17 protein-coding genes and 2 pseudogenes are annotated in these 26,349 nt (G+C 58.7%); 11 read left to right on the forward strand and 8 right to left on the reverse strand.

The genetic code is table 11. The features are described from left to right. The first annotated feature begins 26 nt into the window (after window positions 1-26). Window positions 27-1,040: an agmatinase gene (gene speB, locus MU558_RS19800; RefSeq protein WP_246976220.1), complete on the forward strand. Its 1,014-nt coding sequence runs from the start codon at window positions 27-29 to the stop codon at window positions 1,038-1,040. A gap of 401 nt (window positions 1,041-1,441) precedes the next feature. Here the strand turns inward: speB and MU558_RS19805 are convergent, their stop codons facing one another. The 3 genes from MU558_RS19805 to MU558_RS19815 form a co-directional block, all read right to left on the reverse strand. Beyond that, window positions 1,442-1,690 (reverse strand): aldehyde dehydrogenase family protein, encoded by a 249-nt coding sequence (locus tag MU558_RS19805; protein WP_246976222.1) that lies wholly within the window; start codon window positions 1,688-1,690, stop codon window positions 1,442-1,444. Between the two features lie 207 nt (window positions 1,691-1,897). Further along, window positions 1,898-2,797, reverse strand: coding sequence for a pyridoxal 5'-phosphate synthase lyase subunit PdxS (gene pdxS, locus MU558_RS19810; protein ID WP_246976225.1), 900 nt, complete (start codon window positions 2,795-2,797; stop codon window positions 1,898-1,900). A gap of 25 nt (window positions 2,798-2,822) precedes the next feature. Further along, window positions 2,823-4,154, reverse strand: a complete 1,332-nt coding sequence (locus MU558_RS19815) for an aminotransferase family protein (protein ID WP_246976228.1) — start codon at window positions 4,152-4,154, stop codon at window positions 2,823-2,825. A gap of 150 nt (window positions 4,155-4,304) precedes the next feature. Here MU558_RS19815 and MU558_RS19820 point away from each other — a divergent pair, with 150 nt between their 5' ends. Both MU558_RS19820 and MU558_RS19825 read left to right on the forward strand, forming a co-directional pair. Then, window positions 4,305-5,294, forward strand: coding sequence for an ornithine cyclodeaminase family protein (locus tag MU558_RS19820; protein ID WP_246976230.1), 990 nt, complete (start codon window positions 4,305-4,307; stop codon window positions 5,292-5,294). 1,297 nt (window positions 5,295-6,591) lie between these two features. Continuing rightward, a complete protein-coding gene (locus MU558_RS19825; RefSeq protein WP_246976233.1) occupies window positions 6,592-7,101 on the forward strand; it encodes a type 1 glutamine amidotransferase in 510 nt (169 codons plus the stop codon). A gap of 376 nt (window positions 7,102-7,477) precedes the next feature. Here the strand turns inward: MU558_RS19825 and MU558_RS19830 are convergent, their stop codons facing one another. Further along, complete coding sequence (locus tag MU558_RS19830) at window positions 7,478-9,331, reverse strand: aldehyde ferredoxin oxidoreductase family protein (RefSeq protein ID WP_246976235.1); 1,854 nt, start codon at window positions 9,329-9,331, stop codon at window positions 7,478-7,480. Window positions 9,332-9,701: 370 nt separating this feature from the next. Here MU558_RS19830 and MU558_RS19835 point away from each other — a divergent pair, with 370 nt between their 5' ends. Beyond that, the gene (locus MU558_RS19835) at window positions 9,702-10,091 is read left to right on the forward strand and encodes a hypothetical protein (RefSeq protein ID WP_246976237.1); all 390 of its coding nucleotides are present in this window, start codon (window positions 9,702-9,704) and stop codon (window positions 10,089-10,091) included. 33 nt (window positions 10,092-10,124) lie between these two features. Here MU558_RS19835 and MU558_RS19840 read toward each other — a convergent pair whose 3' ends face one another. After that, on the reverse strand, window positions 10,125-12,059 hold the full coding sequence (locus MU558_RS19840; RefSeq protein ID WP_246976240.1) for a zinc-binding dehydrogenase: 1,935 nt from the start codon (window positions 12,057-12,059) through the stop codon (window positions 10,125-10,127). Between the two features lie 202 nt (window positions 12,060-12,261). Here MU558_RS19840 and MU558_RS19845 point away from each other — a divergent pair, with 202 nt between their 5' ends. Then, window positions 12,262-13,173 (forward strand): enoyl-CoA hydratase/isomerase family protein, encoded by a 912-nt coding sequence (locus MU558_RS19845; RefSeq protein WP_246976243.1) that lies wholly within the window; start codon window positions 12,262-12,264, stop codon window positions 13,171-13,173. Window positions 13,174-13,356: 183 nt separating this feature from the next. Here MU558_RS19845 and MU558_RS19850 read toward each other — a convergent pair whose 3' ends face one another. Next, window positions 13,357-15,480, reverse strand: coding sequence for an acetate--CoA ligase family protein (locus MU558_RS19850; protein WP_246976245.1), 2,124 nt, complete (start codon window positions 15,478-15,480; stop codon window positions 13,357-13,359). A gap of 908 nt (window positions 15,481-16,388) precedes the next feature. Here MU558_RS19850 and tnpC point away from each other — a divergent pair. From tnpC to MU558_RS19860, 3 genes and pseudogenes are all read left to right on the forward strand, one after another. Beyond that, window positions 16,389-17,845 (forward strand): annotated as a pseudogene (gene tnpC, locus MU558_RS19855) (IS66 family transposase). A 353-nt stretch (window positions 17,846-18,198) separates the two neighbouring features. Further along, window positions 18,199-18,663: pseudogene (locus MU558_RS23440) on the forward strand (NAD(P)/FAD-dependent oxidoreductase); the annotation flags it as partial. Between the two features lie 441 nt (window positions 18,664-19,104). Continuing rightward, on the forward strand, window positions 19,105-20,280 hold the full coding sequence (locus tag MU558_RS19860) for an NAD(P)/FAD-dependent oxidoreductase (protein ID WP_246976248.1): 1,176 nt from the start codon (window positions 19,105-19,107) through the stop codon (window positions 20,278-20,280). 206 nt (window positions 20,281-20,486) lie between these two features. Here MU558_RS19860 and MU558_RS19865 read toward each other — a convergent pair whose 3' ends face one another. Next, window positions 20,487-22,004 (reverse strand): aldehyde dehydrogenase family protein, encoded by a 1,518-nt coding sequence (locus MU558_RS19865; RefSeq protein ID WP_246976251.1) that lies wholly within the window; start codon window positions 22,002-22,004, stop codon window positions 20,487-20,489. A gap of 247 nt (window positions 22,005-22,251) precedes the next feature. Between MU558_RS19865 and MU558_RS19870 the strand changes: the two genes are divergently transcribed. The 3 genes from MU558_RS19870 to MU558_RS19880 all read left to right on the forward strand — a co-directional run bounded on the left by MU558_RS19870 (window position 22,252) and on the right by MU558_RS19880 (window position 25,342). Continuing rightward, on the forward strand, window positions 22,252-23,430 hold the full coding sequence (locus MU558_RS19870) for an NAD(P)/FAD-dependent oxidoreductase (RefSeq protein ID WP_246976254.1): 1,179 nt from the start codon (window positions 22,252-22,254) through the stop codon (window positions 23,428-23,430). Window positions 23,431-23,600: 170 nt separating this feature from the next. After that, a complete protein-coding gene (locus MU558_RS19875; RefSeq protein ID WP_246976257.1) occupies window positions 23,601-24,392 on the forward strand; it encodes an electron transfer flavoprotein subunit beta/FixA family protein in 792 nt (263 codons plus the stop codon). Then, window positions 24,389-25,342 (forward strand): electron transfer flavoprotein subunit alpha/FixB family protein, encoded by a 954-nt coding sequence (locus tag MU558_RS19880; RefSeq protein ID WP_246976259.1) that lies wholly within the window; start codon window positions 24,389-24,391, stop codon window positions 25,340-25,342. Before MU558_RS19875 ends, MU558_RS19880 begins: the two co-directional genes overlap by 4 nt. Window positions 25,343-25,575: 233 nt before the next feature. Here the strand turns inward: MU558_RS19880 and MU558_RS19885 are convergent, their stop codons facing one another. Next, window positions 25,576-26,346: an ABC transporter permease gene (locus MU558_RS19885; protein WP_246976262.1), complete on the reverse strand. Its 771-nt coding sequence runs from the start codon at window positions 26,344-26,346 to the stop codon at window positions 25,576-25,578. Window positions 26,347-26,349 lie beyond the last annotated feature (3 nt).

Genomic DNA, 26,349 nt, shown 5'->3' on the forward strand with positions numbered 1-26,349 from the left:
GCTCGTATTCTGTACGAGAGCAAACAATGGCAAGTGATCAATCACGTGTACGTATATTTCGCGAAGCTCACGAGGGTTCGACTGTGGAACTCGCCTATGCGGGCCACAATACGTTTCTCAAGGGAGAACCGCGGGACGTAGAGGACCTCGAAACCGCTGATATCGGCGTTCTCGGAATTCCCTTCGACGGGGCTGCGAGCAACAGACCCGGAGCCCGGTACGGACCAGATGCTATTCGGCGGGCGAGTTCGTGGTGGGCGTACCTGTCCGGATACAAGGGCGGATTGACGAACATAAATACTCGTGAGGCGGTCGACTTCAGCTCCGTGACCGTAGCGGATTGTGGGGATGTCCCGGTGTTTCCCCAGGATATAGCGATGTCCACCGAGAGCATTACTGCTCATGTTGCAACCGTGGCTGACCGGGCGTTTCCGGTCGTTCTCGGTGGGGATCACTACTGTACCTATCCGTCGTATCTCGGGTTCGCCGAGGCGATAGATGCCGATTCCGTTGGTCTCGTGCAGATCGATGCCCACACAGATACTGCCGAGGAGAGCCCGATCTTCGGTGAGCGGTTTCACGGCTCGTCGACTCGACTGATCGCGGAGTCCGAATACGGTGCGTACGACAACATAAGCCAGATCGGGATTCGCGGCTACGAGTCCCCGGACTTCTTCGAATTCGTCGCGGAGTCGGGCCTGAACCTATACACGATGCGAGACGTTCAGGAGTCGGGGATCCGGAACGTCGTCACCGAAGCGATCGAACGCGCCGCTGAAAACACCGACGCCGTCTACGTGACGTTCGACATCGATGCACTCGATCCGAGCGTTGCACCCGGGACGGGAACCCCCGAACCCGCCGGTCTCAGCAGTCACCAGGCACTCACGATTATGGAAATCGCTGGTACGTACGACGAGGTCGGAGCCGTCGATCTGATGGAGGTCGCGCCGAACTACGACCCAACGCGATCGACGCAGACGCTGGCAGCGTACCTCCTCGTGACGCTCCTCGAACGAAAGTTCGCGGAGGAACAGTAACCAGACTTCCGGTCGCGACGAAACGGTGACCGGGCGTCGGTAGATAAATCACACTATGACCTGGCTTCCATCGAAACACGATCTGCCATCGGAGTCCAGTTCATATCGTCTTCGGCCACTGTTGTGAGAACAGCAGTGCTATCGAAACAGTTCGGAAAAGGCCCCTCCTCAAGATCTACCCCTAGGCGTTGGGCCACCGTTCGATGAAGATCGTCTTGTCGGTATAGAACTGGATCATATCCCCGCCCTGTGCGTGCACAACAGCGTGCCAGCCTGCACATTGACGGAATTCCACACACTATCTCGACAGTCTCTATGCCTCGCCGCAGTTCGCCCTGCGCTTCGCCGATAGTCCTCCCGTGATCCCAAACGAGTATTCCGCCAATTCGTCCTTGTAGCCCTCAAGGAGCGATTTTTAGTTCGAACAGCGGCAGGATTCGCTCCTCTGCGGCGGGGCTCGACCGTTCCGCAAACGCATCGTTCGCTGCCTCGCCGGCCTCGTCGACGTCCGCCTGGGAGCTAAGCGGGACCGTCGCCAATTCCGCGCCAGTTGTGGGATTGATCGTCGGTACGTCTTCGTCGCTGCCGGGCTTTACCCAGTCGTCGGCGACGTAGTTGCGAACCGTGTTGTCTTGGCCTAACGAATCCAATTCGACCACGGGAGATGTATTAGAACAATTGAAGTGAATTCCTCGGCGATGATTACAATGTACGACCTGTTCGTGTAAAACAAAATAGCATCCCAGGTGACTTGATATACCCGAACTCTATTCTAGGATCGATCGGTCGTCATCTTTGGCTTCCGACTTGACGACCCGCTCGCGCCGCGCGAGAGAAAACGGATCTCGCCAGCCTCACTAGACGCCCCGTCCCTGCAACTGTTCTTCTTCGGGAAGGTCGACGTTGGCGTCGCCTTTCATGCCTTTGCCGAGGTTTTTCGAGATTTTGGCCAGCACTTCGGGATCGTCCCAGTTGTTCGTCGCGTTCACGATCGCCTCGCCCATGGCTACGGGGTCCTCCGCGCCGAAGATGCCGCTGCCGACGAAGATGCCGTCGCACTCGTGGTGCATCATGAGCGCGGCGTCGGCGGGCGTCGCGATGCCGCCGGCCGCGAAGTTCACGACGGGCAGCCGACCCATCTCGGCGGTCTCGTGGACGAGTTCGGCAGGCGCTTCGATCTCGCGGGCGTAGGCCTCGCGTTCCTCGTGGCTCATCCCCTCGAGTTTGCGGATCTCGCCTTTGATCGTGCGCTGGTGGTGGACGGCCTGGTTGACGTCACCAGTGCCCGCTTCGCCCTTGGTGCGGATCATCGCTGCGCCCTCGCCGATCCGGCGCAGCGCCTCGCCGAGGTTCCGTGCGCCACAGACGAACGGGGAGGTAAAGTCGCGCTTGTCGATGTGGTAGGCGTCGTCGGCGGGGGTCAGCACCTCCGACTCGTCGACCATGTCGACGCCGACGGCCTCGAGAATCTGGGCCTCTTTGGTGTGCCCGATCCGCGCTTTGCCCATCACGGGGATCGAGACCTCCTCGATGATCTCCTCGACGTCCGCAGGATCGGCCATCCTGGCGACGCCGCCTCGTTTCCGGATGTCGGCCGGGACGGCCTCGAGTGCCATCACCGCGACCGCACCAGCGTCTTCGGCGATGCGCGCCTGCTCGGGGTTGACGACGTCCATGATGACGCCACCTTTCTGCATTCGGGCGAACCCGCGTTTTACCAGGTCAGTTCCGCGTCGTAATTTTTCTATCTCGAACATAGTTGCTCCTCAGTTTTCAGACGTTTCAACCGAATATTTCGCCGATCGCCAGGTCCAGCACCGAGATCGCTTCCTCCAGCTGGTCGCCATCAATACAGAGCGGCGGACTCAAGAGAACCTGTAGATCGGGTCGACCGCTCCCGAAGAGTACGCCGTTCTCCTTCGCAATTTGTCTGACGTGTTCGGCCGGATTTTCACCGTCGTCGACGCGCGGATCGAAGAACGGCTCGCCCGTCTCGGGATCAGTGAACTCGACGCTCCAGAGGAACCCCCGTCCGTGGACCGACCCGACGGCGTCGTGTCGGTTTTTGATCGCCTCGAGTCCCTCGCGGAAGTCGTCTTCAAGTTCGCGGACGTTATCGAGCAAGCCATCGTCGTAGGCCTCGAGTGCGCCGAGTCCGGCAGCACACCCCACCGGATGGCCGGCGAACGTCTGACCGAGGTCGGTTCCGGTTTCGTTGAACCACGTTCCGATCTCGTCGTTCATGAGGACTCCGGCGAGCGGAACGTACGCACTCGTAACGCCTTTGGCGAACGTAATTATGTCCGGCTCGACGTCTTCGGTCTGGATGCCGAACCAATCTCCGCACCGACCGAAGCCCGAGATGACCTCGTCAGAAATCAGCAGGATGTCGTACTCGTCACACAGTTCGCGAACGCGTTCGAAGTAGCCCGGCGGTGCTGGATACGCACCGCTTGTACCGGCGATCGGTTCGGTGAGGATTGCAGCGATCGAATCCGGTCCTTCGTTTCGAATCACGAACTCGAGGTGTTCCGCAGCTTGCCGACCGATCTCCTCCGGCGTGTCCCCGTCAAACGGGGATCGGTGGATCATCGGGGGGAGGAATTTCGCGGCTCCGGTCACCGCGGCGTGTCGTTCAACGACCGAGCGCGTCTGGGGATCACCCGTCAGGCTGGCAGCGCCGTACGTCGACCCGTGGTAGGATCGCCATCGAGTGAGCACCTTCTGCGCGCCCGTATACTCGCGGGCGATCTGAATAGCCGATTCGTTCGCTTCGCTCCCGGAGATGGAGAAAAAGACGTCGGAGAACGAGTCGGGCGCAACGTCTACGAGGCGTTTCGCGAGTTCGTCGCGTGTGTCGTTCCGTTTCGCCGATGAGACGTACGGAACCCGTTCGAGTTGGTCGTTGATTCGCTCGATGATCCTAGGCTCGTCGTGCCCGGCGTTGACGCAGTACAGCTGGGCGATGAAATCGAGGTACTCCGTCCCCCCCTCGTCGTATACGCACGCACCAGATGCGTCGGTGATCTCAAGCGGATCGCCGTCAGGACCGTACCAGTGCGGAATTGAATGAAACGATGAATCGGTCGATTCAGACTCCGAATTGAGCGACATACGAAGATAATGGGATAGCAGTAGTATAAAGTTTTTCGTGAAAGATGTCTTCTTAAACGTGAGTCAGTTCCACTACCAGAGTTCGAACATAGTATAGTGAAATATTGCCGGTTGAAATAATATTATTACTCTGCGTTCGATTCTTCATGTATGTCCGTACTCTTGCTTTCCAGCGAGGAGGTCGACGAAAACGCAACGATGGAACGTGTTATACCGGCAGTCGAAGACGCGTTCGCAGCCTACGAGCGCGGAACTGCACAAATGCCTGCAAAGTCATACATCGATCTCGATCGGTACAACGGAGACTTCCGCTCGATGCCGGCGTACATGGATGCTGGAGAGTGGGATGCTGCCGGTATCAAGTGGGTTAACGTCCACCCGGACAATCCGGACCAACACGATCTCCCGACGGTGATGGGGACGATGATTTATTCTGATCCAGAAACGGCACTTCCGCTCGCGATCATGGACGGGACAGCGCTGACTATGAAGCGGACCGGTGCCGCTGCCGCGGTCGCGACCGACTACCTCGCGGTCGAGGACGCGACCACGCTTGGAATCGTCGGTGCAGGAATCCAGTCATACGCGCAGGTCGACGCGATCACGAAGATCCGGCCGATTCAAGAAATCGTTGTCAGCGATCCCGATAACGAACGCATAGCCGACTTTATCGACCACTTCAGTGATCGGTACGACGTCCAGGAAGGGATGATCCAAGACGCTGCGTCGTCCGACGTCCTCTCTACGGTAACGCCGGTCAGAGACCCTATCGTCTCCCTCGACGACGTTGGTGACCACACACACATCAATGCGATGGGGGCAGATGCCGAAGGAAAGCAGGAACTCGCTACCGAAATTGGTCTCGAGGCCAAGTTGGTCATCGACGATCACGCCCAGACCACGCATTCGGGGGAAATCAACGTGCCGTACTCGTCGGGCGAACTAACCGACGACGAGATTTACGGCGATCTCGGAGAGATCATCGTCGGTGAAAAAGAGGGGCGACGAGCGGACGACGGTATTTCTGTCTTCGATAGCACCGGGTTGGCGATTCAGGACGTGGCAGCGGCACACGTCACCTACCAAAACGCACGGCAGAGCGGGAGCGGTACGGAGTTCGATTTGCTCTCCACATCGTAACCGGCGGACGCTCGCGTTCGGATCGCGATGCGCGATCTGACGGAGATGCTATCGACCCGAACGATCGCAGTAGCTGTTCTCGAGGGGGTTTGACGGAACGCCACGAATCCTCAGAGTATCGAAACAGTTTCATCGCCCACGAACAACCTGCTGGCGAGTTCGAAGACGAGTGGTTGGGTCGGATCGCGTACCGCGAACTGCCTTCCGATTGACCCGAGCGGATGAAGAACGTCTATCGATCATTCAGGGGCAACTCGCGGAGTACGTCGACTGGGCCGACGTCAAACCAGCGACTCGCGACCAACTAGAACGGACCCACCCAGCCGATCACGTGGACGACCTGCGGGACTTCTGTGCTGATGGCGGCGGCCGACTCACGGCCGAGACCGGCGTCACGAGAGGAGGCATCGCGGCCGACCATGACGAAATAACGGCGGTCGTAACGTTCGACGGCACGATTAGGGCCGATCGGGTCGTCGCCACGGCCGGCAGGCAACCCGCAGTCTCGTTACAGAGTACGTTCATTGACTGCGTATTCCTTCCGGTGGCAGAACACGGTCTTCAATTTCGGCGGGGAACTCGGAGACGACTTCTCGACGGGGCGGATCCGGTGATGGAACGTTACTGACGGTCGGAACGCACCACGTCGGCGGCGAGTACCGCATTACGGATTCCGGTTCGGTCAGTAATTCTGTCAGGGAATCGTTTCGACACCACCCAGGACGGTGGTTCCGAAACGCTCCAGTCGGTTCAGGGACGTTCGATTCGTATGCGGTGATCTGTTCCCAACCGGCGACACGACCACACCGGATAAGTGTCCCATCATAGATATCCGCTCGAAGCACCAGACGATTTCGTCGTGACGACCCCCACATCGGCGAAATCAGGATTTCGACTGTCGTCGGTGCGGCTGTTCGTGAACTGGCTGCCGGGAGCATGGCACCGTTTTTCCTGGGGACGTATCAACTCGGATGATTCGGTTCGCGTGACACTGACTTCGAGCTCGAGCCACACTACGGGTCGACGGCGTTCGTGAGCATGCTGAACCGGACGACTGACGCGATCTCGAGGACCCTGACGCGGCGTTGCGTGAACTGACCGCAGCTACTGGATTGCCGACGAGCGAAATCGCATTCCGTCAGACTCAATATAATAGGTTACTATCTATACGCCAATGATACTTGTCCTCGACCTCGAAGTACAACCGGATTATCGCTACCTCGGTCCAAACATCGATCGTCTGCTCCCCGGTGAAACGGAGTATCAGGTATTTGTTGACGAGCTGTTTCGTCCCGACTTGGAGCAGTACGACGGGGTCGTTCTGAGCGGCAGTACCGCGAGTGTCTACGACGATGACCACGCCGACTGGATCGAACCGGCGGCAGAAATCGTCCATCGCTGTCGCGATCAGAAGGTCCCGTTGCTCGGGATCTGTTTCGGTCATCAACTAATCCACGACGCACTCGGTGGCGTTGTCAAAGAAGACCGCAGACGGGCCACGTTCATCGAGATTGAGCACATCGAAGACGATCTCGTGCTCGACGGCCTCGACCCTATCGTACCCGTGTTACACGCTGATTTGGTCATCGAGCCGGGTGACGAACTGGTCACAACCGCACGGACGGCATACAATGACCACTTCTGTAGCCGTCACAACGATGCACCGATCTGGACCGTCCAGTTTCATCCTGAGTTCACCGAGCAGATCAAAGACGAGCCGAGTGACTGGTCCGACTGCGATCACTCGTTCGATGACTCGAACGCGACGCGGGTGCTCGAGAATTTCGCGTACTACTGTCTGGCATAGACGGACACGACCACCGGAGCACTGTCAATCAGAGGACGCTATTTTCTCTGTTCCTCCCCATCGTTACCATTGCCTAGTTCAAGAAGGGCCGACCGGTACTCCTCCATCTTTTTATGAAAAATCATCAGACATTTTAAAAATTGCCAATACTTTATTTTATCAATATATAATAATTTAGAAATAATGCTATGGAAGGTTCAACCAAGCAGCTCGTGATCCGAACGTTCTTGTCTTGAGATACTACCCTGCTGAAAGCTGAGCGTTCGGTGGTCGTTCACTGAGAGCCTCGAAAGAGACTCGTTACGCACTCGACGCTAGTTCGACGAGATGTAAGTCGCAAACAGCGGCCGGCGAACACTTGAGCGGGTGAGACGACTTACGTGACGAGGGAGTCTGGAGCGAGCGGCGCGATGTCCAGCCGCTCGAGCGTTTCGCGGGTGGGTTTCCCGTCCGACGTCCAGCCGCGTTGGTCGTAATACTCCTCGAGCATCGTCTCAAACTCGGCTTCGCTGATGGCGTTCCCGTCTGCGGGCCCGCCACGCTCAAGAGGTTCGGTGAACCGTGGCGGTAACGCGTCGTCATCCCTGTCGAATTCCTCACGAACGTTGAACAACCGCGTCATGTTCCAGGCGCGTTCACCAACCACATGGAGATCGTCGACCGCTACGTCGTACGCGAGCGCGTTCAACCATTCGCAGACTCTCTCATAGTTGTACGCAGTAAACGAGCACGAAACCATGCTATAGGTCAGCGCAGTTTCGTTTTGCTCCTCGATGACGACCGATGCGTGACCGTCGGTGTCGAAGGGATCCCGCTCGCCACCCAACGCGTCCGATCCGATGGGGAACGCGCGCTGGTGACATGCCCCCCGATCGGACGTCGCATACGCCAGCGCCATACTGAACGATGCACGCGGCTCGTACGCGGGGAGTTCGAGACCCTTGATCTGGACCGCAGCCTCGCGAGCGTCCGGATGCCCGTCACAGAGGCACTCGGCCGCGCGCGCGGTCCCTTCCGCGAGATCGTCGCCGATTCCCTCGCGGTGACTGATTTTCCGGATGACCTCGGCAGCCGCCTCGGCGTCGCCCCAGCGCAGGTCGGCGTCAACAAGTCCCTTTTCCGTCACCTCCATCAACCACGAAAGGACGTTTCCGAGCGAGATCGTATCCATCCCGAGCGTATCAGCGAGGTTCGCCAGCTCCGTCACTTCGGTCACGTTCGTGATATCCGTGTTCGCACCCATCATGCCGATCGTCTCGTACTCCGGTCCCCAGTCGACGTTCGCGTTCGGGAACGCACCTCCGACGTCGCTCTCCTCGAAGTCGACGACGTGACCACACGCGACCGGACAGCCGAAACACGAATCGGTGTCGACGTGTCCTGCCTCGAATGCGTCGATGTTCAGGTCGTCGACGTCTTCGATCATTCCGCGGGACCAGTTGTGCGATGGAAGCGCGCCGACCTCTTGCGTCCAGTCGACGATGAGCTGTGTGCCGCCGTTTCTCGCCCACGAGACTTCGTCGTCGGTCCCGAGACGCTGGGTGTGTTTGACCTTCAACTCCTGCACGTTCGGCGCAGTCGGCGGTGAGTCACCGGTCGCGACGACGGCCTTCAGATTTTTGGACCCCATGACGGCACCGACTCCGCCACGACCCGCGTGGTGCGTGCCTTCGTCGCTCGATATCGTCGCAAACTTGACTTGGTTTTCGCCCGCTGGTCCGATACAGGCTGTCTTCGTTTGCTTTCCGTCGAACTGCCGCGCAGTCTCCTTCGTGTCGAGCCCCCACAGATCGGTCGCGTCCTCGAGGGTTATCTCCCCCTCGGTGATACGCAGCGTCACCGGTTCATCCGCACGACCCTCGATCGCGATCGCGAGGACGTTCGGAAGCGCGTACCGAACCATCGTCGGGAAGTGGCCGCCGGAATACGAGTCGACGAACGCCCCCGTCAGTGGTGATTTCGTGACGGCAGCGTACCGCGAAGTACCCGGGGCGAATCCCGTGAGCGGCCCGAACAGGAAATAGAGATTGTTCTCGGGCGAAAGCGGGTCCGTTCCGGCCTCGACCTCGTCGAGTAACAGCGCTGCTCCGAGCCCCTTCCCGGCGATGAACCGGTCCCGGTACTCCTGTGGAATCGTTTCGATCGTAACCTCTCGCTCGCTGAGATCAACTCTGACGAGTTTATCCAACTGCGTTACCTGTTCTGGGACCTCGACAGTTGCCCGTGACATTACCAATCATACTCTATTCAGCGTATAAATAAGTACCCGAATCACCCACTGTGGACGACCGGTCGCCCGTGATTGCCGACGACTCCTGTGGCTGGACAGAACCGAACGGTCGACTGGGGTGCCGTTCCGACGCGGCGGTACCATGCCTCCGTTCCAACTCTCGCCGTATCCGTCGACTCCGATTCCCGGATACCGGCGCTGCCATCACAGGACGAAGACGTCAGGATCGGTCGCCATCGCCGATACGTCGTCCGGTTCTATCGATACGACAAATTTCGAGTCGAGCTACACGAACACGTACGAATACGGCGAACGGGAGGTAATCTCGTTCCGTAGCCCAGTCTCACAGGGTGACGGCGAAACGACCGTAATGATCACGGTAACCAGTAGCGATCCGTTCTACGAGGAACAACGCGGCCACAGTACCGACTCATCGACCACCGTCTCGGATATGCTCTCGAGATCGGCTGCAGACGGATACAACAAGGTCATCAACACTGACGATGGCACAGTGATGCTCGCCGATACCGAAACGACGGTTCGTTCCTCGTATCGCAACGATAGCATCGCGCTCGATTCCTGGCGATTCGGGATGACGGAGTACGATGACACCGAGGAAGTCGTCGCGTACGCGGTTTCTGATACCGTAGAACGACGACAGTGGGTCCCCCTCAGCAAGAATTCAACACCGGGTCGGAAAAACGATCCAGCCATCTTCTCGTGTTCGGGTTTCCCTCATTACATTGCCCGCAGGGGGTAGTTCAGCCGAGGGATTCGCCCGTGTCAGGAGTGATCAATTCTTCCAGGCGTCGAGCAGGTCCTCCTTCGATTCGAGTGAGGAGTCCGGGAGGGCGTGATTGATGACGTACGACCCCTCTTTGTGTTCGTTGTTCCACATATCCTCGTGCACGCTCGGCGTGTCCGCCCACGCGGATAGATTGGTCTTCGGAACGTCGATGGTCCCCTGTTCGATCTCCTCGTGTAACTTCATCACCTCGTAGGTGTTCTTCATGTGGGTCCCGAAGATTTCCGTCGTCGGCATGATAATCCGACGCTGACGCATCCACACCTGCGGAGCGTAGAAGGAGTAGCGCTGGCCGGACATGTCCTCGGAGTAGATCACCTCTCCCTTGAAGGACGAACACAGCATGGTAGATACGCCGAGGGTGTTCTGTCCGGCCCGTTCGAAGACGACATCGGGATTTCCACGGGGATTGTTCGGAGTCTTCAGGAGGCTTCCGACTGCCTTCCCCAGCGGCTTGAACATTTTGTTCGAGTACGCACCAACGGTAGGGAGAAGGTCGGACGACTCCGGCCGTGGAAGTTCCGGAAGCGAATCGACGAACTCGAAGTCGTCGTCTTCCACCGCCAGGGTCTCGATACTCACTGCTCCTTCGACGTCGTACTCGGAGTCGACGTACTCGGCCTGCGCGTCCGTCTCTGTGACGACTGCGACCCGACAGAAATTATCGAGGGCGCTCTCGATGGCGGCTTCGCCGACGGCGTCTTCGGGTCCGGTGACCTGTTCGGGTGTCCCGTACCAGACCATGACACCTTGGCCGGGCCGGAGATTCGTGCGGTCGTACATCTCGTCCGGCGTGGATTCTTTACCTTTTCCGATGAACGCCATCTCGTACCCGGTGGAGGCGCCGAAGAACGTGAGACGTCCGCCGTCATCGAGCAGTTGATACGAACGGGAAAACGCTGCTTGACCGGCGTGCGAGACGACGTAACCGGCGAGGTCGCCGTCGTTTTTATCCCGGAACTCTTTTAGGAGGGGGTCACCTGCGGCCCGCCAGTCCTCCCATTTGTCGGGGTCGTGGGGAACCATACGCATGGCGTCCGCATGCTCGTCGCTCTTGCGGTTGATGTACGCGTCCGCACCGGCGGAGAGGGCACGTTCGCCACGTTCGGGACTGGAGACGAGTCCCGTTATGTCCAGATCGCGAGTGTCCGCGAGGACGACCGTGTCGCGCCCGGTCCCCGTCGAAGCACCCTCGACGAAGAGATTCGATCCGGTTTCGACGTCGAGCGTGTTGAAGAGCGCCCGGTGGATCGTCCCCATCGTCAGCAGATAGCTGCCAGCTTCCTCCAGATTGAGCGGCGCGGGCGGCTCGAACAGCTGCGTGGCCTGCGCGAGCATGAACTGCTGGTGGGAGCCGTCGGGGGTTTGGTATCCCTGGATACGAAAGTTGGCAGCCATGGGGTCGCGCCCCACCTCCGGTGAGAACGCGTCGTACTGCCCGGAGTAGATGGTGACCAGGTCACCGACTTCGAAGCGGCTGTCGGCTGAGGCGCCGTCGCCCATGTCCGTGACGATTCCGAGGCCGCCCGAGCCTGTGATGTGCCAGTCGCGGTCGTGATTACCGAACGTCGAAACCGGGATCCCCGTTATCGCCCAGACGTCGTTGTAGTTCACTTCGGAGGTGAGCATGTAGACCAGCGCCTCGTTCGGGCCTGGTTCCTCAACGGGAATGAGCAGCTCTTTTTCTGCGCCGTCACCGAGTGGTGTCCCGTGGTTTGGATTCCCGTCTTCGTCGCTGTTGATGCCCCACGCGAACTGATAGTCGGGGATCGGTGTCTCGTCGGGTAAGAAGGGAGAACCGACTTCAAGCAGTTCGTCGGCTTCGACCAACTCTTCGATCACCTCGTCACTGGGTTCGACGCCGACGGTTACGTCTTTACAGTCACTGACCTCATCGTCCGCTGCTGAGTTACCGTCTGTCATGAGTCGTTGTGACGTTTATGACTAACTCCCCATTTATATAATTTTTGCAATCATACACTCCGTAGACACAATAGCTGGCACAGCGTGAGCTCGTGAAACCATCTTGTTGTTCGGGATGACTCGGTTGAGGTCCTCGTGGGGATTGCGTCCTCGCTGGCTCCATGCCGGCAGCAGCGACAGCAGTGTCCGTGGACGAACATTCATGGCGGAGATCGGCCTTGACGTAGCGTTCTCTACCGGACCTGACCCGTCATCATCCGTGAGAATTAGGACCACCGAAATCTATAAGAATGCTGTTTCGGAATACTTGTCCGTGCTCGACTACGAATACCTAGAGACAGAGACGGATGATCGCACACTGACAATCACTCTTGACAACGAAGAGTCCCTCAACGCGCTGAACATCTCCCTGCGCGAGGAACTGGAGGACGCGCTCCTGACCGCGGAAGACGACGACGAGATCCGTGCCGTAGTCCTAACTGGAGCGGGAAGAGCGTTCTCGTCGGGATACGACTTCGGCGAGGAGGGAATCGAGACGATGGACGATCTGATAAAATCGTCGTACACGCACCTCGATACCATCTTCAACCTGAACCTGCCAGTGATCGCAGCCGTGGATGGATACGCGCTCGCAGGCGGATGTAATCTGGCGCTGGTATGTGATCTGACAATCGCGACGGAGCGTTCTGAGTTCGGTTTTCCAGACGTTCACATGGGCGAACTTCCACCGCGTCTGATCTTGCCGTTCGTGACTGACTCGCTGAAACAGGCACGGGAACTCCTGTACGGCGGCAAGCACATCGACGCTGACACAGCCGCGAAGATGGGGCTGGTGAATCGAGTCGTCGAAGATGAAGACGCGCTCGAGGCGGCAGTCGAGGAAGAGGTTTCCCACATCAAGAAGACCCCCAGTTCGGTCGTGAAGCTCCTGAAGGACACGCTCAATGATATCCAGGAGACGCAGGGATATCGCTCGAACTCGGCAGGACAGATCGATGAGTACCTCTTTGCGGTGACCTCCGAAACCGAGACAGCCCACCGCTTTCACGAGATCGTCGATGAAGAGGGTGTGAGCGCGGCTATCGAGTGGATGAACACCACGGAGAAGGACTAGCGGAAGAACGCTACAGTATCCCTGACGAGCCGTAATTACTGCTCAGAAGTGGGAGAGTCATCGTACACACACCATCATGGGCGATGGTGTCGCGTCGACAACGCTAAATCCGCGCCGGAGTCCATTTTCTTGTGAGCCGTGTCCGTCAAGACTGCAATCGCTCGTCAGCGTTTGTCCTGAGAGTCACTCGGCGTCGAGTTCGAGGCTCGCGTCGAGTACTGACAGTCCGTCCTCGGTGGCGACCACCGGATTGATGTCCAGTTCTTCAATTGCGGGATTGTTCGTCACGAGATCGGAGACGGACAGGAGGAGTTCGACCAGTTCGTCTCTATCGACTGCTGGGAGGTCGCGTGGGCCGTCGAGTAGCGCCTGGGCTTCGATATCGTCTATCATCGTTCGGGCGTCGTGCTCGGTGACCGGGAGTGCTCGAAACGCGACATCGTCAACTACCTCGACGAGGGTTCCACCGATTCCGCAGGTGACGACCGGTCCTATCTCAGGATCGTTCACCACGCCCACCAGCAGTTCGACCCCGTTCGGAACCATCGGGGAGACGAGGACACCCTCTACTTGGGCGGACGGATCGTAGTCGCTTACGCTGGTACGAATCCGGTGGAACGCGTCGCGAACTCCCTGTTCATCCTCAATATCCAGCTCGACGCCGCCAGCTTCGGTCTTGTGGACGATGTCCGGCGACGAGATCTTCATAGCGACAGATCCGTCGAACTCGTCTGCAATGTCGACGGCTTCTTCGGCCGTTTCCGCAAGTTCAAACGATGTCACTGGGGCACCGTGATCTGCGAGCATTGTCTTGGATTCGAACTCGGAGAGAGTCGTCCGGCCGTCATGGACCGCGTCGGTGACGACAGGGCTCGCGTTCTCGTTGGTATCGAGACTGAAATCCGACTTTTCGTCTACGTGAGACAGGTGGTCGCCGTACTCGGCGAGCGCTCTGAGTGCTGCCACCGACGTGTCGATCTGTTCGTACACCGGCACACCGTTCTTTGAGAGGTGACTCAGCGCAGTCGAACACCCAAGTTCCTCCCACATACTGTTGAATACGATTGGCTTATCGACCTCGTCGACCAGCGCCGTGAGCTTGCGAGCGATGGCGATATCGCGTTCGGGTTCGTCTTCGTCCCAGCACTCCTCGTAACCGAGCGCCGCTCCCGTGATCAGGAGGGCGTCGATGTTCGGATCCTCGAGGATGTGACGTGCGGTGTCGTACCACATCGTCTCGTGGTCAGACAGCCCCATCACGTCAACCGGATTGGTAAGGTTTGGTGACAGTTCGTAGAGTTCTTCAAGCGTTTTCTGGGTCTCCGAGGTCAGATTCGGGACTTCAAGGCCGGCTCGTTCGATGGCGTCAGCCGTTACCGTCGCGTGACCTCCCCCGTCTGTGAGTACGGCCACATTTGGACCGTCCGGGATCGGACAGGTTGTCAGTGCCTCAGCAACGGGAACAAGTAAGTCGATGTTGTCGAGAGGGTAGACCCCAGCCTGTCGGTAGGACGCTTCCACCACGTCGATGTTGCCAGCCAGTGACGCGGTATGGGACTTGGCGGATTCCCTTCCTTCAGCGGTTCGTCCGGATTTGTATGCCACGATCGGTTTCTCGCGCGAGACGCTGCGGGCCTCGCGGAGGAAGGCTCGTCCATCGTTCATCCCCTCGACGTACGCGACAACGCCGTCAGTGTTGTCATCCTCGCCGAGGAACTGGAGGTACTCGTGGAACTCGAGGTCGGTCTCGTTCCCGACACCAATGTTGTAGCTGAACCCGACGGTTCCCCTGTCTTCGGCGTCGATCGAGAGCGCTACCCCCATATTCCCGGACTGGGTTACCATTCCCAATTGCCCGGGATTCGTCCGGACGCCGCCTAACAAGTGGACGTGCTGATGGACGAAATCGGCACCCTGGATGTTGGGCCCGATGATCCGTACGTTGCTTTCTTCGGCGGCCGCGGCGAGTTCCTCCTCGAGGGCTTCTTCACCTACCTCACCGAATCCTGCCGTGTTGATCACCGCACCCGCGATGCCCGCTTTGCCGCACTCACGGATCGTATCAGGGACGTACTGCGCAGGGATCGCGATGAACGCCAGGTCGACCTGCTCCGGGATGGCGAGAACCGAGTCATACGTCGGCAACCCTAGTACTTCCTCGTATTTTGGATTCACCGGATAGATGTCGCCTTCGTATCCCCAGCGTTGGAGATCCGATAGCGTGGTGTGACCGCGTTTTTTCGGGTTTTGGGATGCTCCGATGACGGCAATAGCTTGCGGATCGAACAGTCGTTCGAGTTGCTCCATCATAGAGTCATAGCGAGAGAGTCGTCTAATAGATTGGGGTCCGTCGATAATAGTGTTCAGACAATACTCATTGTAATCAATTAGTGCAGGTCTCGGTATCTGTGATTCATAACCGGTCAAGAGAGTGAATCAAGCCGTTCAGCCATCGCCAACCGGCTACACAGCGGACATCGGCGGTATTCCTCTTCTGCCCAAGAAGCGCCATAATAGCCACTCTTCGTCGGGTTATGACTCACGAGCATAGCTGAACACGATCGGTCGGAAGGGAGAATCGTCACGTTATGTTAACCGGTCCTTGATGCTAGAGGATCTTTCGACGGGTACCTCGAGGGAGTTTCTCGTGGTGTGTGTAAACTCGTTCCATACACCAATCTCTTGAGAGAACCGGGCTTTCTCACAGATACCACTGTGTGCAATGACCACCACCTCATCTCGGTTGGCCCAATCGACTTGAAAACGTCGTGGTAGTGATCAAGTATCCGAACTATTCGATTATCAGTACACTCAGTATCGGATGGTCTTCGTAGATCCTCGATGATGACGATGGCCAGGAGACTGTCGATCAACTGATCAAAATTGTACAAAATCTCGGAGCGGAAGTTGTGAACGCTACGAAATCACGATGGTGTCAACGTACCGCATTGAGTATCCCCTGCAATTCAACGATCCAAGCGTCTTGGCTAAATTCGGTGCTGCAGTAGTCGCACGTGATAGGCAGCCCGCTTGGCGACACTACTGTCTGCAGTTCTGAACGCCGGCTGTTCCGATACTGAACTGGAAATCAGAGCAACGCTCGTTACCGCTTTCCTCAAATGAAGGATGCTAGATGGAGAGTAGTTGGATAGCGATTTGCCGTCAGACCAATTTCGTAGCAGTCTCATGAATGGTCTCTCAATGGTGAGCTAAGTGTGTCGCTGGGGATTGGCGGATCGCCGGAATCGATAGATTCCGCGATCCGCACCGAGAACAGTACGTATCTCCGCCAGCAACTCGTCGTCCAAAAGCTTGAGAACCGTCTTCTCCGTCGCCAACTCGCTGCACAGCAACAGCAGATAGAGGAACTTGAGGCGAGTCTCAAGCGGTACGAAAACCCAAACACACCACCCAGTAAGCAGGGTGGTGCGGCTGGATCACCTGGCAGCGACGACAGCGACGAGGAAGAAAACGAAAACCAGAAAGACGACGCTGGCGGCGACGCTGACGCCGCCAGCGACTCGTCCCCTGGACGTAACGAAGGTCACGAAGGGACAACTCGACCGCCACCTGAACCAGAGGAAACTATCCGAGTCGATCAGGGATATTGCCCAGACTGTGAGCAAATCCTCTCTAACCCGGACAGCTACGTCTCACGGACGATTATCGACATACCTCTCCCTATTCCAACCACTGTCGTCGAGTACGAACTCGGCAAACACCGCTGTTCCTGTGGAAACGAAGTCGTTGCTGAACATCCTGACTGCCCGAAAACCGGGCGGTTTGGGCCAAATATCATGGCCCAAACCGCCCTCGGTAGGTTCCATCAGCGACTTCCAAACCGCAAACAGGCGGAGCTGTTTGACTGGGAGCTCGATACACCCATCTCTTATCGGACGATCTACAACCTGACCAAGCGGGTCGCAGACCGGCTGCGACCCGCGTATGACGATTTCAAAGCCCGTATTCAGGAAAGTGATGTCGTCTACTGCGATGAAACGGGCTTTCCTGTTGACGGAGAGCAACACTGGGCGTGGACGTTCGTTACTGACGAAGAGGTGCTGTTCTGGGTTGATGAGAGTCGTGGAAGCCAGGTGTTAGAGGACGTCCTCGACGAGGAATTCGCCGAGGACTCGACGTTCAGCTGTGACGGTTGGTCAGCGTATCCGAGCTATCACACGAAGCTCCAGCGGTGCTGGGCACATCTGTTGCGGGAGGCGGAGTACGTTGCTGAACGGTACGAGGAAGCAGAGAGGTTATCTGCGGAGTTACACGCTCTTCACGACGATTTAACGTCATTCGACGAGGAGGCTCTGTCCGCCTCCGCCCGCGAGCAAAAGCGGGCGGAGGCGTCGTTACATCTGGAAGGCCTGATCAGGGAAGACCACGAGGCACAGGAGGTTCAGAAGCTGATCGAGAAGATCAGGAACGGGTTAGGGCACTGGCTGACGTTCGTTACAGAGCCAGACGTAAGTTCGACGAATAATCGCGCAGAGCGCGCTCTGCGCGAGCAAGTTGTGCTTCGGAAGATGTTCCGGACCCTCCGCTCAGCCGAAGGGGTCCAGATTCACGAGACGATCACGACCATGTTGGCCACGTGGAAACGGCGAGGACTAGATCCGCCCGAACAGCTCCAGTCCATCTCGGTGGGAAAGAACTCAGATCAGGATGAGAGGTATCACTGGCTGGTGAATTCTGGTCACGCTATCCAACTACGATGGAGATTCCGTCATCAAAGATTATCTCATCAGCCATTACTCCCGGAGATAAAGAAAACGGGGAGAGTAGCATTTCACGTCTCGTGAAACGCCAAAACGTCCTTCAAACTGCTTGTTAGCGCATCGAGTAGAGATAACAACACACATAACATTACAACCATATGTCTGTAATGGCACTGGCAACTCGACTATGTATGTGCGAAAATTTCTCTATGTGTGAAACCATGGTGTTTTCGCGGGGCCTACGGTTCACACTGGGTGGCAGGATCGGTCAGCAGGGGAATATTCAAACGTCCAACGCGGTTGGTGGGGTGGCGTGGAGTTCACTGATTGCGGCTGGGTCGATCTCTACACGTACACGATGACGCTAAGAGCGGACGCGGAGGGCGCTGGCGCACGCTATAAGACGGGAACGGAAGTGGAGGCAATCGAGACCGAAGACGGCTCGGTGACTGAAGTACGTGTGGACGGAGATACTATCTCGTCGGAGCACGTGGTATGCGCGACGGACTGGCGTACCCGAAACCTCCTCTCGGACCTCGTCGAGACCCCGATCCGCCCGTTCCGCTGGCAAACAGTGAACCAGGAGGTGGGCCGAGCATTCGGCGAGGAGTTCCCGATGGCGGGGATCAACACTCCAGAAGGTACTGGCGCACGGAGCACAACGGGGACCTCCACGTCGGCGGTGGCACGTACTCCGTCTAGAATTCCGGTAACGTCTGCAGTACAATCACCGAGAATTTCCGCAAAGTGGTCGCGGAGACCATCGTAGATCGCGTCGAGAACGTCGAAGACGCTCGAATCAAAAGCGAGGACTGTTGTCCGTCGGGCGACGCGGCCACGCCCGACGACCTTCCGATCATCGATGCGCCCAGCGACGCACCCGATAGCCTTGTCGTCACAATCACGGGCCTCGTCGGAGGCATCATGTGCTCGCCGTTCGTTGCGACAGCTGTCCGTTCACTCGTAACTGAGGAGACCGCGCCGTTTCCGGCCGATCCACACCGTCTCGCTCGGCTCCAGGACCGTCGACTGACTTCGAGCCCGACTACGTCACCGGGAAAAAGAGTCCCCAGGGGAGTGTACCGGTTGACGCTGAGTACGTCGGGTCATTCTCGTGAACCTTCCGGACAGACGGCGGTCAGCGTCTCACTACTGATCGTCGTGAGGTACGGTCAGCTTTTATAATACTGGGGATCCCATACAACCAGTGATGACAGATTCCGATACAGACTACGATGTCGTCATCGTCGGTGGCGGCGTGGCCGGCTGTGCCTCCGCGTACCATCTCGCATCCGATCACGACGTCGCCATCGTCGAACGAGGCCAGATCGCGGGCGAGGCGTCCGGCCTGGCGGCCGGACTCGTCGCACCGACGCTGTTCTACGGTGACCACCCGGACGTCGCGCGGTACGCGAACGAGTGGTTCCGAGCGTTCGACGGTACCCAGAACTTCTCGTATCACGAACGTCCACGGATCGAGTTTGTCCAGCCGGACAGCAAAGAGATCGCGCGTGGACGCGCCGCAAACCTCTCAGATGAGGGATTCCCCGTCTCGTTCCTCGATCCGGAGGAGGTAGAGCAGGAGTATCCGTGGTTCGACGCGTCGCGATTCGCCGGCGCCGTCGAGTACGCGGACACGGGCTGGGTCGACCCCTACGAGTACACTGTATCCCTCCAGAAAGCCGCCGAGGACCGGGGCGTCGATGTGTTCACAAACACGCCGGTGAGCAGCTTTCACGTGGAGGACGGAATAGCAGAGGTCGAACTGTCGAAGAGATCGCTGTCCGCCGAGTACGTCGTGATGGCTGCTGGCTGGCGGACGCGGGACTTTCTGGCCGAATACGTCCAGCTTCCCATCCGCCCGTTCCGTCTCCAGTGTGCGATGCTACGGCTGGATGAGGATCTCGATGATACGTTCCCGCTCGGCCGTGTCGCCAGGGAGGAGCTCTATTTCCGTGGTGAACTCAACGGCGACCTCCTCCTCGGCGGTGGCGAGTATTTCGAGGAACATCCGGAGGCGATTTCGTCCGGGTCGGGAATCGACGACGAGTTTCGCCAACACGTTGCGAGTACTGTTCCGACCTTCCTCGACGGGTTCGAACGGGCGGAGTTCGTCGACGGATGGTCTGGCATCGACGCGGCCACGCCTGACACCCTCCCCCTTCTCGGTTCTTCGGCTTCGCTCCCGGACGAGATCGTAGTCGCGACCGGGTTCAACGGCCTCGGGATGGTGAACTCCCCAGTTGCGGCAGCGGCGGTCAGATCCCACGTGACCGGCGAGGATACGCCGTTTTCGCTGGAGCAGTTCGACGTCGATAGATTCTCCGACAGCACCGGAGACTTCGACCTGCGGGGCACGTTCGAGATGGAAGGTGCTGGTCGATGATCGAGTGTCCGTGATGCCGCGCATCCCAGCGTGATTTCAGGAGATCATCTCGTGTACGATGTTAACGTTCGATGGCCCGCCAGCTACGCCGAAATCTCGGACGTCGTCGAAGTATAGTCTGCGGCTACAGCTGGGAGTTCGCTCGGATGCAATTGATTCGTTTAAGCGCCGTAGATCGCGCCGAGGTGATGCCGGTCAGTGGGCGGTCAAAAGGACGGTTCGTCGAGCGAGAGGTTGACCGCTTTCGTATGGGTGTACTCGGCGAGCGTCTCCTTGGCACACTCCCGGCCGATACCTGAAGCCTTGTAGCCGCCGAAAGGAATTCCCGGCCCGCCGCCATGGTACTCGTTGATCCAGACACTCCCAGCCTGGATGTCCGCCGCAGCCCGATGTGCCAGTGACGCATCCCGGGTAGCGACTCCCGCTGCGAGGCCGTACTCGACGTCGTTGGCGAGCTCGATTGCCTCGTCGTAGTTCTCGAAGGTGATGAGACACTGCACCGGACCAAAGATCTCTTCCTGTGCGATCCGCATCTGGTTGTCAACCTGGTCGAACACTATCGGCCCCACGAAGAATCCCTCACCATCTTCCCGGTCCGGGACACCCTCGCCGTAGACCTGCTCTGCTCCTTCGTCTCGGCCGACGCCGACGTACTTTGAGACCTTGTCGTACTGATTCCGGAAGGTCAGCGGCCCCATCGTCGTCCCGTCCACGAGCGGATCGCCGGGTTCCCAATCGGCGGCCGCTTCGGTGAAGGCGTCGACGAACTCCTCGTGTACGTCCTCATGGACGAGGATGCGAGAGCAGGCGTCACACGACTGGCCAGTGTTATAGAAGATCCCCGCGGCAGAGGTCTCGGCGGCCTGCTCGATGTCCGCATCCGGGAAGACGACGAACGGCGACTTCCCGCCGAGTTCCAGCGTCACCGGTGTCACGTGATCGGCCGCGGTCTCCATCACCTGTTTGCCTACCGGGACCGAGCCCGTGAACGACAGTTTGTCCACGTCTTCATGATCTGTGAGCGGAGTACCGGCCTCCGTGCCGTACCCGTTGACGACGTTTAACACGCCGTCGGGCAGGATATCTTCGGACAGCTGTGCGGCCCGCGTGATCGACAGCGGTGCCTCTTCCGATGGCTTACAGACGACGGTGTTGCCGGCCGCGAGCGCCGCACCTGCTTTCCAAGCGAAGAGGTCGATCGGATAGTTCCACGGCAGGATCTGGCCGGCTACACCGTATGGCTCGTTGCGGATGTAGACGTGATTGTCCTCACCCTGTGGAAGGTGGGAACCTTCGTGGGCCCGTGCGACCGAAACGTAGTACTCGAAGTACTCGATCGCGTCGAGGACTTCATCACGGGCGTACGCGAGCGGTTTCCCCGTGTCGAGCGATTCGAGCAGCGCGAGTTCGTCGGCGTACTCTCGAATCCGGTCCATCCACTCTCGAATGATCCCGGCGCGGTCAGCGGGTGTCATCTGTCGCCAGTGTTCTCGGAACGCGGAACGTGCGGCGGATACAGCCCTGTCGACGTCCTCGGCGTCTCCGCGTGCCACGTCGCTGATCGGTTGCGCTACGGCTGGGTCGATCGTCTCGAACTGGCGACCACTCGACGGGGCGACGGTCCGCCCGTCGATCCAGTGACCGAACGTCGTGTCTGCCGCCGCTCGTTCGATAGCCTTCGTGTGATTCTCTTCGACGGACTCTGTGAACGTTTGTGAACTCATAGTTCGACAGTGGCGGCGTAAATGTTATCGTATGGGGGTATAATTGTTGGGATGCTTCGCCGAGGACGTCGAGAGCCACGTGGGATACTACCGTCGGAGCGACGACTCCATCCGTGTCAGGCCGCCCTCGTTCCTCGATGTGGCGGATCTCCCGCCCCCGACTCCGCAGTCAGTCGAAGAGGCAACGCTGACAACGGTTCGAGAACCCAAAGAGTTAGGAGCGCGGAATACTGTTACTTGAGTACCTATGGCAAGCCATAGTTACGACGTAGCGATCATCGGCGGCGGCATCAACGGGTGCGTGGCGGCGAAGTTCCTCGCCGACGACCACGACGTACTCGTCTTGGAGAAAGACCAAATTGCGGGTGCAACGACCGCGAAGGCGTCGGGACTTATTTCGGTCGCGCACGACTACATCGACCATCTCGAGGCCGCCAAGTACGCGGCCGACTTCTTCGACGAGTACGACGGCACGGGAAACTTCGAATTCACGCAGCGCACGAATCTCCGCCTCATCCCGCCGGGGACGGAAGAACTCGCCCGGTCCGAGGCCGAACGCATCGAGGAGCACTTCGAGATGGACTACATCGAGTCGACGAGTGAGATCGAGGACCGATATCCAGGAATCTTCGAGTTGGACCCCTTCGTCGGCGCCATCGAAGTCGAGCAAGGTGGCTGGGTCGACCCTTACACGCTGACGATGACCTTCAAGGAGGACGCTGAGGACTCTGGTGCCGACTTCGAGACCGGTGTCGAAGTAACCGACATCACCACCGAGGACGGCGCCGTTACCGGCGTCGAGACCAATACTGGCACGTACGCCGCCGATAACGTCGTCGTGGCGATGGGCTGGCACACCAAAGAATTCGTCTCCGAATGGGTCGACCTTCCCATTCGACCGTTCCGCTATCAGTGGGTCAACCTCGAGGTCGAGCGGGACTTCCCCGACTACTGCCCCGTCGCCTGGGACAGGCAGAGTCAACTCTACTGGCGCCCCGAACACAACGGCGACCTCCACGTCGGGGGCGGCACCTACTTCGTGGACGAACCGGGTTCGGTCCGCACGACGACCATCGAGGACTTCAGGCGTCACGTCGCCATGACCATCCCCGAGCAGGTGAGTAACGTCGGGGATGCCCGCGTCTCCAGTGAGGACACTTGCCACATCGGCGACACTGCGACCCCCGACGAGCGCCCCATCCACGACGCTCCTGACGACTGTCCCGACGGTCTCATCATCTCGACGGGGATGCACGGGTTCGGAATCATGGGATCGCCCGTCACCGGTGCGGCCGTGCGTTCTCTCGTCACCGGCGAGGACGCACCGTTCCCCATATCGAAGTACGCCCTCGACCGCTTCGACGACGGACCACACGACTGGAGTGCGACCTTCATCAACGAATCACCAGATGAAATCGGAACCTGAACGCGAATCTTTGCCACTCTCCGAATTGGACCCCCCGAATCACGCCAGTCACGATACCCCCTCGTGAGTCGCTACTGCGGTCGGATCTGGTCGCGCTCGCGATATCTGTCCTCCGTTCGACCGAGACTATGAAAACACTTAATAATGATACAACATATATTCCTGTGAGTATGCAAATTCTCGTAGCGGTTAGTGAGGTTGCCGACGTCGCGGACGAGTTCGAGATCGAGGACCTCTCGATCCCCGAGCAGTACCTTGAGTACGACCTGAACGAATGGGATGACTACGCGGTCGAGGAGGCCGTCCAGTTGAGTGAAGCCAAGGAAGACGTTGAGGTCGTGACAGTGACGATCGGACCGGAGCGGGCAGAGGAGACGATTCGGATGGCGCTGGCGAAAGGTGCCGATCGCGCAATCCGCGTCTGGGACGGCGCGCTTGCGGAGGCCGGCTATCTTGACACCAGGGCGAAAGCCGACCTACTCGCCGCCGTTGTCGCCGAAGAATCACCTGACCTCGTGCTGACCGGAGTCCAGTCGGACGACGAGGCGAACGCTGCGACCGGCGTGACACTCGCGGAGGTACTGGGGTTCCAATGGTCGGCCGTGGTCAACGAACTGGACCTCGACCAAGAGGCGGGCCTGGCGAACGTCCACCGCGAACTGGAAGGCGGACTCGAGGAGCTTGTTGGGGTGGAACTACCGGCGGTGTTGACGATCCAGTCGGGGATCAACGAGCCCCGGTACGCGAGCTTGCGTGGCATTCGACAGGCTCAGCGTAAACCACTGGACGTCTACTCTTTGGAGGACCTCGATCTCGACGCGGGCTTGGTCGACAGTCCGCTGGAACAGACCGGGCTGTACAAACCCGAGTCAGAGGGCGAAGCGACGTTGTGGGAGGGTGAGCCTTCGGAGACGGCCGGCGAACTCGCTGGACTGCTTCAGGAGAAGGGGGTAGGCCAATGAGCGTGCTGGTCGTCGCTGAGCACCGTCGTGGGGAGCTACGGGACGTGAGCCTCGAGATGATTACTGCAGGGAGGCAGGTCACAGCAGCGACGGACGGCGACCTCCATGTGGCGGTGATCGGCGGCCGGGTCGACGAGTACGCTCAACAACTCAACCGCGAGGGCGTCGACGTCGTCTACACGGTCGCCGAAGGTGAGGAGTTCAACCACGATGTCTCCGTCCAGACAGTAGAACAACTCACCGTGGACCTCGATCCGGCAGTATTGTTGATGCCACACACGGTGAACGGGCTGGATTACGCGCCTGCGGTGGCGTCACGCCTGGATCGGCCGCTGGTATCTGACGCGATCGGTCTGGCGGTCGAGGACGACCTCGTGGTAACCCGGGAGCTGTACGGATCGAAAGTCGAGACATCGATCGCAGTCGGGAGCGAACGGGCCGCCGTGACGGTGCGGCCTGCGGAGTGGCCGAAAACCGAGGCGATCGGAGATGCCCAGATAGAAACCGCCGACGTGACGATTGACGAGTCCACGATCGGATCCACGGTAAGGGGATTCGAAGAGACCACCGGTGGCGATATCGACATCACGGACTCTGAAATCCTCGTCTCCGTCGGTCGCGGGATCGACGAAGAGGAGAACCTGGACCTCATCTTTGACCTGGCGGACGAATTGGACGCAACGGTGTCAGCCTCGCGTCCAATCGTCGACAGCGGCTGGCTCGAGAAAGGTCGACAGGTCGGTCAGTCCGGCAAGGTCGTAACGCCAGATGTCTACATCGCGATCGGTATCTCCGGAGCCGTCCAGCATGTCGCCGGCATGAAGGACTCGGAGACGATCGTCGCGATCAACACCGATCCGAACGCTCCAATCTTCGACATCGCCGACTACGGGATCGTCGACGATCTCTTCGACGTAGTGCCGGCGCTGATAGAACAGTTCGAGGCGTAACCCGGATCGCTGGGTTGAGAGCCGCGTCTGATGGATACCGTCGGTGAACCGTTCGAATGAGGAGAAACTAGTCGGCGGCACCGTATGGGCGGTTTTGCTGGCACAATATAGTCGAAACGTATCGAAGCCGGGAGAGTTGTATCTCTCCGACGACAAAACGAACAAACGTGGGGAATCGCCTCCGAGGAACCGAGCCAACATCCGGCGTCGAAGAGACAACGCGGTCGAACCAGCTAGGAGCGTTCAAGCCGCGTTGCGAGCGCCGCAATCGAGATGCTTATTACCAGCACCACGACGCTGATCGAGTAGATCTCGGGGGTGATACCTCGTCGGACACGCGACCAGATCTCCATCGGGAGCGTCGTGTCGCCGAGTCCTCCAACGAAGAAGGCGATGAGGAACTCGTCGAATGAGAGGGTGAAACTGAACAGCGCAGCGGCAATAATGCTCGGCGCGAGCAGCGGCAGCGTCACTTCACGCATGATGGTCAGTTCGTCGCCGCCGAGGTCCATTGCCGCCTCCTCGAGCGACGTGTCGAAGTCTTGTAACCCGGAAACCATCACAAGTGTGGCGAACGGAAGCGCATAGACGATGTGGCCGATTATGATCGCTCCTTCACCCCGCTGGAGGCCGAGGTTCGATAGGACCGCGAACAGTCCGATGGCGTAGACGATCACGGGTAACATCAGTGGAAGGCTGAGGTATGCCATTGCAAAGCTCTTCCGCTTCGGCCAGGTGTATCGGACGATGCCGAAACTAGCCATGATGCTGAGTATCGTCGTGATAACCATTACGACGAGTGCAATCTTCACACTGAGTAGCAGTGCACTCGTCAGTGCCTGCGCGCTCAATAGGGCTTTGTAGTATTCGAGCGTGAAGCCGAATCCCTCTCCTCCTTTCTTGAACGAAAGAGCGACGACGACCAGAATTGGAGCGTACAGATAGAGATACGTCCCCGCTGTGGCCGCATTGAGACCGTACCGATAGAGTTCCTTCACCTGCATGTT

The organism is Natribaculum luteum (genome assembly GCF_023008545.1).
Classification (GTDB): Archaea; Halobacteriota; Halobacteria; order Halobacteriales; family Natrialbaceae; genus Natribaculum; species Natribaculum luteum.